The 9,183-nt window shown below is 73.4% G+C and carries 9 protein-coding genes; 5 read left to right on the top strand and 4 right to left on the bottom strand.

Annotated features, from left to right (window positions below; genetic code table 11):
- From PSD17_RS23025 to PSD17_RS23010, 4 genes are all read left to right on the top strand, one after another.
- The coding region (locus tag PSD17_RS23025) for a helix-turn-helix transcriptional regulator (protein ID WP_339124475.1) at nt 1-2,218 on the top strand (2,218 nt) is incomplete at its 5' end.
- A 100-nt stretch (nt 2,219-2,318) separates the two neighbouring features.
- Nucleotides 2,319-3,605 carry a cytochrome P450 gene (locus PSD17_RS23020; RefSeq protein ID WP_339124474.1) on the top strand — a complete coding sequence of 429 codons (1,287 nt, stop codon included), beginning with the start codon at nt 2,319-2,321 and terminating at the stop codon, nt 3,603-3,605.
- Nucleotides 3,602-5,272, top strand: a complete 1,671-nt coding sequence (locus PSD17_RS23015) for a class I adenylate-forming enzyme family protein (RefSeq protein WP_339124473.1) — start codon at nt 3,602-3,604, stop codon at nt 5,270-5,272. The genes PSD17_RS23020 and PSD17_RS23015 overlap by 4 nt, the downstream gene beginning before the upstream one ends.
- A 206-nt stretch (nt 5,273-5,478) precedes the next feature.
- The gene (locus PSD17_RS23010) at nt 5,479-5,823 is read left to right on the top strand and encodes a hypothetical protein (protein WP_103384154.1); all 345 of its coding nucleotides are present in this window, start codon (nt 5,479-5,481) and stop codon (nt 5,821-5,823) included.
- A gap of 112 nt (nt 5,824-5,935) precedes the next feature.
- Here the strand turns inward: PSD17_RS23010 and PSD17_RS23005 are convergent, their stop codons facing one another.
- On the bottom strand, nt 5,936-6,142 hold the full coding sequence (locus PSD17_RS23005; protein ID WP_041760050.1) for a hypothetical protein: 207 nt from the start codon (nt 6,140-6,142) through the stop codon (nt 5,936-5,938).
- A 236-nt stretch (nt 6,143-6,378) separates the two neighbouring features.
- On the opposite strand from PSD17_RS23005, the gene tenA reads away from it, so the two are divergent.
- Nucleotides 6,379-7,041, top strand: a complete 663-nt coding sequence (tenA, locus tag PSD17_RS23000; RefSeq protein WP_103384155.1) for a thiaminase II — start codon at nt 6,379-6,381, stop codon at nt 7,039-7,041.
- A gap of 37 nt (nt 7,042-7,078) precedes the next feature.
- On the opposite strand, the gene PSD17_RS22995 is transcribed toward tenA, so the two are convergent.
- The 3 genes from PSD17_RS22995 to PSD17_RS22985 all read right to left on the bottom strand — a co-directional run bounded on the left by PSD17_RS22995 (nt 7,079) and on the right by PSD17_RS22985 (nt 9,154).
- On the bottom strand, nt 7,079-7,489 hold the full coding sequence (locus tag PSD17_RS22995) for a phage holin family protein (RefSeq protein ID WP_339124472.1): 411 nt from the start codon (nt 7,487-7,489) through the stop codon (nt 7,079-7,081).
- A gap of 61 nt (nt 7,490-7,550) precedes the next feature.
- A complete protein-coding gene (locus tag PSD17_RS22990) occupies nt 7,551-8,780 on the bottom strand; it encodes a serine hydrolase domain-containing protein (RefSeq protein WP_013677514.1) in 1,230 nt (409 codons plus the stop codon).
- 53 nt (nt 8,781-8,833) lie between these two features.
- A complete protein-coding gene (locus tag PSD17_RS22985) occupies nt 8,834-9,154 on the bottom strand; it encodes a DMT family transporter (protein WP_013677515.1) in 321 nt (106 codons plus the stop codon).
- Between the last annotated feature and the right edge of the window lie 29 nt (nt 9,155-9,183).

The raw sequence follows: 9,183 nt of genomic DNA, 5'->3' as shown, positions 1-9,183 counted from the left end.
CGTCGGCCTCGACGTCGACGAGCTGGAGGCGGCGCTGCGTTCGGCGGTGGCCCACCACATCCTGGTGGCCGACCCGGCCGGCCGGTCCGTCACGGCAGGCGACACGTACGTCTTCCGGCACGCGCTGCTGCACGAGGCGATCTACCAGGACCTGCTGCCCGGTGAGCGCAGCCGGCTGCACGCGGCGTTCGCGGCGCTGCTCTCCCCCGGCGGCGCCGGCGACCTCGGCGAGCCCGGTGCGGTCGCCGAGCTCGCCCACCACGCCCTCGCCGCGCACGACCTGCCGCTCGCGCTGTCGGCGTCGGTGCGCGCGGCCGACGAGGCCGACCGGCGTGGCGGCCCCGCCGAGGTCCTGCTGCACGCCGAACGCGCGCTGAGCCTGTGGCCCGCCGTGCCCGACGCGGAGTCCGTCACCGGGGTCTCCGAGATCAACGTGACGCGCTGGGCGGCCTGGGCCGCCGCGGCGACCGGCGATCCCGACCGCGGGGTGGCGCTGGCCCGGCGCGCCGTCGAGCTGGCCGACCGTGAGCCCGATCCGCTGCAGGCCGCCGACCTGCGCACCCGCTACGCCACCCGGCTTCTGGAGCTGGGCGAGGGCGAGGAGCCGCGGCAGGTCGTCGCCGAGGCGCTGGCGCTGTTCGAGGGCGCCGCCCCGTCGGGCGATCTGGCGTGGGCGCACGCCGTCGCGGCCCGGGCCGCCGCCCGGCTCGACGACGTCACCGACGCCGGTCGCGAGGCCTACCTCGCGCTCCAGGTGGCGCGCACCGTCGTCGAGCAGGGGCTCGACGGCTACGACGACGCGCTGGCCGCTCAGGCCGACGCGCTGGTCACGCTGTCGGTCTGCGAAGAGGCCCTCGGCCGCGACGAGGCGGCCCGCACCCGGCTGGCCGAGGCCAAGGAGCTGGCCCACAAGGCCGGCAACCTGGGCGTCGAGCTGCGGACGTTCTTCAACACCGGCATCTCGCTGCTCGACGCCGGGCGCCTCGACGCGGCCGTCGCCGAGTTCGCCGCGGGCGAGGAGCGCGCCGTCGCGACGGGTACCACGTGGAGCGGGTACGGCCTGGAGCTGCGCGTCGCGCACGTGCTGGCCGCCCACATGCGCGGGGACTGGGACGACGCCGAGTCGTCGGCCCGGATCGGGGCGGCGGCGGTGTCGGAGACGGTCGCGACGCGGGTGGCGGCCGCGGCACTGCTCACCGACGTCGGACGCGGCCGGCTCGACGAGGCCGAGCGCCGCATCGCGGTCCTGACCGCGGCCCGTCCCACCGACGACCAGGTGCTGCTCCTGCTCGGGCAGGCGGGCGCCGAGTCGGCACTGTGGCGTGGCGACCCCGGGCTCGCGCTGCAGCGGATCGCCGCCGCCCGCGAGGGGCTGCTGGCCTGGGACCCGCACCACCTGGCCGGGATCATGTTGTGCGCGATCGGGGTCGCGGCGCACGCCGATCTCGCCGAGACGGGCCGCGTCCCGCGCGCGCAGGCGGTGGCCGCCGCCGAGGAGCTGGCGGCGCAGGGCCGCACGACCGCCGAGAAGGGCATCCCTCGGGGGGCCCACCTGGGTGTCGAGGGGCTCGCGTGGCTGTCCCGGCTGGAGGCCGAGCTCGCCCGGGCCCGCGGCGACGCCGACGCGCCGCGGATGTGGGCCGACGTCGTCGCCGCCTTCGGCTACGGCGACACCTACCGCCAGGCGCTGGCCCGCCGCCGCCGCGCGGAGGCGCTGTTGCACGAGGCAGAGGCGCTGTTGCACGAGGCAGAGGCGCTGGTGCGCGACGCAGACGCCGCCGGACCCGCCGCCGGCCGGGCCGGGACCAGGGCCGAGACCAGGGGCGAGACCAGGGGCGAGACCAGGGGCGAGACCAGGGGCGAGACCAGGGGCGAGGCCGCCGCCGAGCTGCGCTGCGCCCTCGCGACGGCGGTCGAGCTCGGTGCCCGCCCACTCGCCGAAGCCGTCCGCGACCTGGCCGGGCGGGCGGGTCTCGCGCTCGACGACGCGGTCCGCCCGCGGGCCGGCGGCGCCGTCCTCACGCCCCGCGAGCGCTCGGTGCTCGGGCTCGTCGCCGGTGGGCTGACCAACCGGCAGGTCGGCGCCGAGCTGTTCATCAGCGAGAAGACGGTGAGCGTCCACCTGTCGCGGGTGATGGCCAAGCTCGGCGCGGGCAGCCGCACCGAGGCGGTGTCGCTGGCGTGGTCGCGCGGGCTGCTCGACACGACGGGGTCGTGACCCTCCCGTACATACCCGCGGGTAACTATGCTCGGTGAGCGGTCGCTCACACGAGGGCCGCGCAGTGGGGTGCTGCTCGACGAGTACGGGGGGAACGGCGATGGCGCCGACCGACGTGACGAGTTCCGGCCGGGGCGTGACCGGCATCGACCTGTCGGACCTCGACGGGTTCTGGGCCGCGCCGCTCCCCGAACGGGCCGCGGGGTTCGCGGCCCTGCGGGAACGCGATCCGGTGTCGTACCACCCGGAGCCCGAGTCCCCGTTCCGCGACCCCGACGGCGGGTTCTACGCCGTCACCCGGCTCGACGACATCCACGAGGTCAGCCGGCACCCGCAGGTCTTCTGCTCGGGCAAGGGCTCCACGTCGATCCCCGACATGCCCGCCGAGTTCGTCGAGTTCTTCGGCTCGATGATCGGGATGGACGACCCGCGGCACGCCCGGATGCGCCGCATCGTCTCCCGCGGGTTCACCCCGCGCCGGCTCGCCCAGCTGACCGACGACGTCGCCACGACGGCCCGGCGCATCGTCGACGACGTGATCGACCGCGGCGAGTGCGACGCCGTCACCGAGATCGCCGCCCGGCTGCCGATGACGATCGTCTGCGAGCTGATGGGGGTGCCCGCGAGCCAGCACGACTTCGTGTTCGACGCGTCGAACGTCGTGCTCGGCGCGGGCGACCCGGAGTACGTGCCGGAGGGCACCGACACCGTCACCGCGATCCTGACCGCGGCGGGCGGGCTGGCCGAGCTGATGCGCGACCTCGGCGCGGCGCGGGCCGCGAACCCCACCGACGACGTGACGTCCGCGCTGGTCAACGCGGAGATCGACGGCGAGCGCCTCACCCCCGACGAGCTGGCGAGCTTCTTCATCCTGCTCGTCGTGGCCGGCAACGAGACCACGCGCAACGCGATCTCGTGGGGGCTGCAGCTGCTCACCGAGCACCCCGACCAGCGCGCGGCCTGGCTCGACGACATCGACGGCGTCACCCCCACCGCGGTCGACGAGATCGTGCGCGTCGCGTCGCCGGTGATCTTCATGCGGCGGACGTGCACCCGCGACACCGAGCTGAACGGCACGCCACTGCGCGAGGGCGACAAGCTCGCGCTGTTCTACTGGTCGGCCAACCGCGATCCCGCGCATTTCGTCGACCCCGAGCGGTTCGACGTGCGGCGCGACCCCAATCCCCACGTGGGCTTCGGCGGGCCGGGCCCGCACTTCTGCCTCGGCGCGCACCTGGCTCGCCGGGAGATGTCGGTGATGTTCCGCGAGCTGCTCACGCGTTTGCCGGACATCCACGCGACCGCGCCCCCGCACCGGCTGCGGTCGATGTTCATCAACGGCGTCAAGCACCTCCCGGTCGCGTTCACGGCCGGGGGCAGCCGATGAGCTCGACGTCGCGGGAGCACCTGGAGTACCCGGACGTCGCCGTCGGCGCGATCCTCGCCGGCTCGGCCCGCCGTTTCGGCGACCGGGTCGCGCTGCACTACCAGGGCCGGGAGCTGTCGTACGCCGGGCTGTACGAGCGTGCCTGTGCGTTCGCGCACGCGTTGCGCGCGCACGGGACGGGCCACGGCGACGTCGTCGCCGTGCACCTGCCCAACTGCGCGCAATACGCGATCGCCTACTACGGCATCCTGCTGGCCGGGGCGACGTTCACCCCGGCCAACCCGCTGCTGCCGCCCGCCGAGCTCGCCGCCCAGCTCGCCGACTCCGGTGCGACGGTCGCCCTGACCTGGGCATCGGTACTGCCGGCGCTCGCGTCCGTGCAGGACCGGACGGCGGTGCGGCTGGTGCTGGTGACCGACCGCGACCAGGGCGTCGACCCGGCGCGGCGGCTCGCGCTCGACCCCGCGGTCGACTTCGAGGCCTTCCACGCCGACGCCCCGGTGACCCCGCCCGATCCCGTCACCGAGCCCGCCGCCGACCTCGCGCACCTCGCCTACACCGGCGGGACGACCGGCCGGTCGAAGGCGGTCCAGCTGACGCACCGCAACGTCGTCGCGAACGTGCTGCAGTACGCCTGCGGCGGCGCCGGGGCGGTCAGCAGGGTCGACGACGCCGGCGGCCTGTGGATCGAGCAGATCAGCCCACCGGAGGAGCACCCGACGCGGCTGGGCACCGGGGTGTCCATCTGTCTGGCGCCGTGGTTCCACGCGATGGGCACGATCGGTGGCCTCAACGTCCCCGTCCTCTCGGGGACGACGATGGTGCTGCACGAGCGGTTCGAGCCGGCCGCCTACCTCGCCGACGTGGAGCGTTTCGGCGCGACGACGCTCTCGGGCGCCCCGCCGCTCTACGCGGCCCTGCTGCGTCACCCGGACCTCGCGACGCGCGATTTGTCGAGCGTGCGCGGCCTGAGCTCCGGCGCGGCGCCGCTGCCGCTGGAGGTGATCCAGGGCCTGCGCCGCCGGCTCGGCGAGGACGTCGTCATCGCGGAGGGCTACGGCCTCACCGAGGTGACGATGGGCGCGACGATCGGGCCGTCGGCCCGCTCGGCCGTCCGTAAGCCCGGGACCGTCGGCCTGCCCGTCCCGGACACCGAGATCGCGATCCTCGACCCCGACGGCGTGGAGGTGCCCGTCGGTGAGGAGGGCGAGGTCTGCATCCGCGGACCACAGGTCATGGCCGGCTACCGCAACCGGCCGGAGGAGACGGCCGCGACACTCGTCGACGGGTGGCTGCACTCCGGCGACGTCGGCGTCCTCGACGAGGACGGCTACCTGCGGATCGTCGATCGCAAGAAGGACATGTTGATCTACAAGGGGTACAACGTGTATCCCCGCGAGCTCGAGGAGCTGCTGCACGCCGAGCCGGGAGTGGTCGGGGCGGCGGTCGTGGGCAGGCCGCAGTCCGACGTCGGCGAGCTGCCGGTGGCGTTCGTCGTCGCGCCGGGGCTCGACGAGGCCGGGGTCCAGGAGGTGATCGACAGGGTGAACGCCCAGGTCACGCCGTACAAGCGGGTGCGCGAGGTGGTGCTCGTCGACGAGATTCCGGTGTCGGCGGCGGGCAAGGTGCTCAAGCGTGCGCTCCGGGAGCGGCTGCAGGTGTCGTGACGTCCGTCTGACCTGCGCGGGAACGGTGCCGTGCGGGAGGGCCCGGTCCGCCCCGGGACCAACGGCCCCGATAGGGTGATCGTCGCTAACGGTCGCCGGACCGGCGACGACATGCTCCATGTACGGACACCCGAGCTACCCCGCGGGGCCGCACACGGCCGACCGTTCGGCCGAACGTTCCGCTCCCCGATGAAGGGTGGTCCGCCATGACGGCGACGCGCGTCACGCCCGCGGTCCCGATGTCGCGCTCGTTCATGGACCTGCCCACCCAACGCCTCGTGCCGCCTGCCCACCTCGCGGTGGATGCGCGGAACCAGCCGGCTCCGGCTACCCCGACGTCTCTGGGGAGCGGCGTCGAGAGTGTCCACGCGGTCGGGGCCGCGCGGACCCGGAGCCGGCTGGGCACCATCATCGACGTCGCCGGTCGCGTGGGGACGATCGTGACGTTCGCGGCCGTGGTCATCGTCTCGGCCGCGGTCGGGGCCTCGGCGGGCTCCAACGCCGACTCGGGCGACGCCGCGAACGCGGGCATGACGCTCGGCGCGCCGTAACACCCCGGGCACGGCGACCCGGCCGGACGCGCGGTCGGTCGCAACGGGCCTGTCGCAACGGCCCGTCGCACGGTCGGTTCGAGCGGCCCGACCCGCCAGGGCCGGGCGGTGGTCAGGCGGCCGCTTCGCCCGAGGACGTCAGCGGGCTCTGCAGCACGTGGTCGACCAGCCGCATGATCAGCTGGGTCCCGCCCAGCCGGTACCCGAACTCCTCCCAGGTCAGAATCTCCTTGGAGATCAGCTCCCCGACCGGGCCGGGGTACAGTCGCGTGGCACGGAACGCTGCTGCGCGCAGCCGCATCTTCTCGTGGTGGTCCATCGGGCTCACTCGCTCTCCTCGCCGTCAGCCTGACACGTACGGACGAGCGCCTCGACACTGAAACGCACCCTGTTGGGCACATCGTCGCCTACCCGGTTCACGGCGCGACATGACCGATCCCATGGAGTGACGAGTATCTCACCCTGTGCGCACGGAGCGGGGTTGCACCGCCACGACCTGCGCAGATGATCTCCGCCCGCCCCGGGCGTGCATCCCGACGATCTACATTCGTGCCCGTGAGCCTCACCCAGCAGCTGTGGTCAGACGTCGAGGACATCTACGCGCAGGTCCTCGCACACCCCTTCGTCACCGGCCTGACCGACGGGTCGCTGCCCCACGAGTCGTTCCGGCACTACATCGTCCAGGACTCGCACTACCTGCGGGGCTACGCGAAGGCGCTGGCCGCGTGCGCGGCGAAGGCGCCGACCGACGAGGAGACCGTCATGTTCGCGACGAGCGCCACCAGCGCCGTCGCCGCCGAGCAGGGGATGCACGCCGCGCTGGTCGACGCACTGGGTACGACGCCCGAGGCCGCGGCGAAGGAGCCGGTCGCCCCGACGACGCAGGCCTACCTGAGCTACCTGCTGGCCGTCGCGCACGGAGGCTCCTACGCCGAGGCCGTCGCGACGGTCCTGCCCTGCTACTGGATCTACGCGAAGGTCGGTGCCGAGCTCTTCGAGCGCAGCTCGCCCGATCCGCTCTACGCGCGCTGGATCGCGATGTACGGCGACGAGGACTTCCAGACGGTCGTCGACGCCGTGCTCGCCGTCACCGACCGGATCGGCGAGACCGCCGGGCCGGCCGAGATCGAGCGGATGCGCAGGCACTTCCACACGACGTCGCGCTACGAGTGGATGTTCTGGGACGGCGCGTGGCGCCGGGAGGCCTGGCCCGTCTGACCGGTCCGCCGTGCGTCCCGGACCGGGCAGGCGGCGGTCAGCGCTGGTCGAAGCGGTCCGGGATCAGCACGTGGAGCAGGAACGACACGACCGCGACGATGATCGCGCCCCAGAACGCCGCCCAGAACCCGTCGACGGCGAACGGCAGGCCGACCCTCTCGGCGATGTAGCCGGCCAGCCACAGCAGCAGGCCGTTGACGACCAGGCTGATCAGGCCGAGCGTCAGGATGTAGAGCGGGCAGCCGATCACCTTGATGATCGGCTTCAGCACCGCGTTGATGAGGCCGAACATGACGGCGACGACGAGCAGCGTGCCGATGGTCGAGGCCGTCGTCGAGTTCGGGCTGACCTCGGTGCCGAGCCGGATGCCGCCGACGAGCAACGTCGCGACCCAGAGGGCGATCGCGACGACGATCACCCGGATCGTGATGGCGAGGGCGTTGCTCATCGGTGACTCTTCTCTCTCTCGCGTGAAGTTCCGGGCGCATCCTCCCGGGTCCCCGGTCGGCTCAGTCGACCAGGGCCTGCTTCACGAGCGTGCGCAGCTGCGGCCGGATCGGGTACGTGCTCGAGGGCATCAGCTGCGTCATGAAGACCGCCGTGACCTCCTCGACCGGGTCGACGTAGAACGCCGTGCTGGCCAGGCCGCCCCAGGCGAACTCGCCCGGGCTGGTCAGGCTCTTGCCGACCACCGGATCGATGACGACGGAGAAGCCCAGCCCGAACCCGACGCCCGCGTACGGCGACTCGGCGAAGATCGGGCGGCCGACCGCGTCGAGGTCGGCTCCGCCCGGCAGGTGGTTGCGCGTCGCCAGGTCGACGGTGCGGTTGGACAGCAGCCGCACCCCGTCGAGCTCGCCGCCGCGGGCCAGCATCTGGGTGAAGCGGTGGTAGTCGTGCAGCGTCGACGCGAGCCCGCCACCGCCGGAGAGCAGGGTCGGCGGCTTGGTGATCAGCTCGCCGAGCGGGCTGCGCGCGAGCCCGCCGCCCGGGCGGGGCAGGTACAGCGCCGCGAGCCGGTCGACGGCGGAGTCCGCCACCTGGAACCCGGTGTCGGACATGCCGAGCGGGCCGAGGATGCGCTCGGCGAAGAACTCGTCGAGCGTCCGGCCCGACGCGACCTCGACGACGCGGCCCAGCACGTCGGTCGACACCCCGTAGTTCCACTCGGTGCCCGGCTGGAACAGCAGCGGCAGCGCGGCGAACTCGTCGCAGGCCGCGGCCAGGTCGACGTCGGGCGGCGTGGTCAGCTCGTGGCCGCGCAGCCGGTACATCTCGTCGACCGGGTGGGCGTGGTGGAAGCCGTAGGTCAGTCCGGACATGTGTGTGAGCAGGTGCCACACCCGGATCGGCTCGGACGTCGGCACCGTCGCCGGGGCCAGCGCCGAACCGGACCGGTACACCCGCACGTCGGCGAACGACGGGATGAAGTTCGAGATCGGATCGGTGAGCGCGAACGCGCCCTCCTCGTGGAGCATCAGGGCGGCGACCGAGGTGATCGGCTTGGTCATCGAGTAGATCCGCCACACCGTGTCCGGTTCGACGGGCAGCCCGGCCTCGACGTCGCGCCGCCCGTAGTGGGACACGTGCACGAGCTTCCCGCGTCTGGCCACCGCGACCGACCAGCCGGGGAGCCTCCCGTCGTCGACGTAGCGCCGGAAGTGCGCGTCGATCCGCGCGAGCCTGTCCTCGTCGACACCGACCGCGGCCGGGTCCACCTCCACTGCGAGCTCACCCACGTCGCCGACCCTACCGGCGGGTGATCGCCGCGGCAGTCCCCGTCCGGCCGTCCTCAGTGGCCGCCGGAGAGGTTCAGCAGGACGACGCCGCCGATGATCAGGAGCACGCCGCCCGCCTTGACGAGGCTCAGCCCCTCGCCGAGGAACAGCACCCCGATCAGCACGACCGCCGCCGTCCCGATGCCGGACCACAGCGCGTACGCCGTGCCGACCTCGAACCGCTTGAGCGCCTGTGCGAGCAGCACGAAGGCACCGACGTAGCCAAGGACCACGACGACCGACGGGACGAGCCGGGAGAAGCCGTCGGAGAGCTTGAGGCTCGTCGTCGCGACGACCTCCGTCGCGATCGCGCCGAGCAGCCAGAGCCACGCCATGTCCGCCACGATGCCGGGCGGCCGGGGTC

Source organism: Pseudonocardia sp. D17 (assembly GCF_036984265.1).
Classification (GTDB): domain Bacteria; phylum Actinomycetota; class Actinomycetes; order Mycobacteriales; family Pseudonocardiaceae; genus Pseudonocardia; species Pseudonocardia benzenivorans.
This window is presented reverse-complemented; position numbering and strand designations above follow the sequence as displayed.